This is a genomic window from Bacillus sp. P4_D3 (assembly GCF_056401855.1).
Window position 1 is genome coordinate 1 of the sequence record NZ_JBFUIN010001080.1, and the last position, 854, is coordinate 854.

Sequence of the window (854 nt, forward strand, 5' to 3'; positions counted from 1 at the left end):
TCCCACTTTATGACCAATAATTCGTTCTACCGTTTTCATATGACGGAAACGCCATTGTTGTAGCCAGTCTTCAATATCGATTAATTTCTCTGCAAGCTGATATAAATCCCAATATTTCTGCACGTCCGCATATACTTCTATCCAAGCCGCTTCTACAGTTGCATCCTCTTCGTAAGGCTGCGTAATATCACGGTTTAACACATCTTCATGAATTGGGAATCCTTCTTTAACAAGCGCTTGTATCGCCACATCATACAAACTTGGTGCATGAAGTGCTTTATGAAGACGAGCATGTAATTCTGGGTCCTTTTCATAAATCTTTAATGCATGTGGTGTTTTATAACCAAGTGCATACTCAATCATTCGATATTGATACGATTGAAAACCGGAAGCCTGACCAAGTGAATCACGGAACTCAATATATTCTGATGGCGTTAATGTCGCAAGAATATCCCAAGATTGAATAATTTGCGACTGAATTTTTGATACACGTGCTAACATTTTAAAAGCTGGTGGTAATTTATCTTGTTTAATAGATTCAATTGCTGCATTCAGTTCATGTAAAATTAGTTTCATCCAAAGCTCACTCGCTTGGTGAATAACGATAAATAACATTTCATCATGATGATCTGATAATCTTTGTTGACTAGATAATAAGCTATCTAGCTGTAAATACTCTCCGTACGTCATATTTTCCTTAAAATCAGTGTGAATCCCTTTTTCCATAATTACCTTTTCGTTTTCTTTCATATTAATCAAACGCCCCTTTTATATATTTCTATTTATATTGGTCTAATAACAGCGCGAACTGGGCTCCCATCTGCATCTGTTAATGCAAGTGGTAAGGCAATAAG

1 protein-coding gene and 1 pseudogene are annotated in these 854 nt (G+C 36.3%); both read right to left on the reverse strand.

What is annotated here, in order from left to right; genetic code table 11:
• On the reverse strand, positions 1 to 750 hold a 750-nt coding region (locus AC1DTM_RS29335; protein ID WP_477001578.1), incomplete at its 3' end, for a tryptophan 2,3-dioxygenase.
• Between the two features lie 32 nt (positions 751 to 782).
• Positions 783 to 854, reverse strand: a pseudogene (locus tag AC1DTM_RS29340) (arylformamidase); the annotation flags it as partial.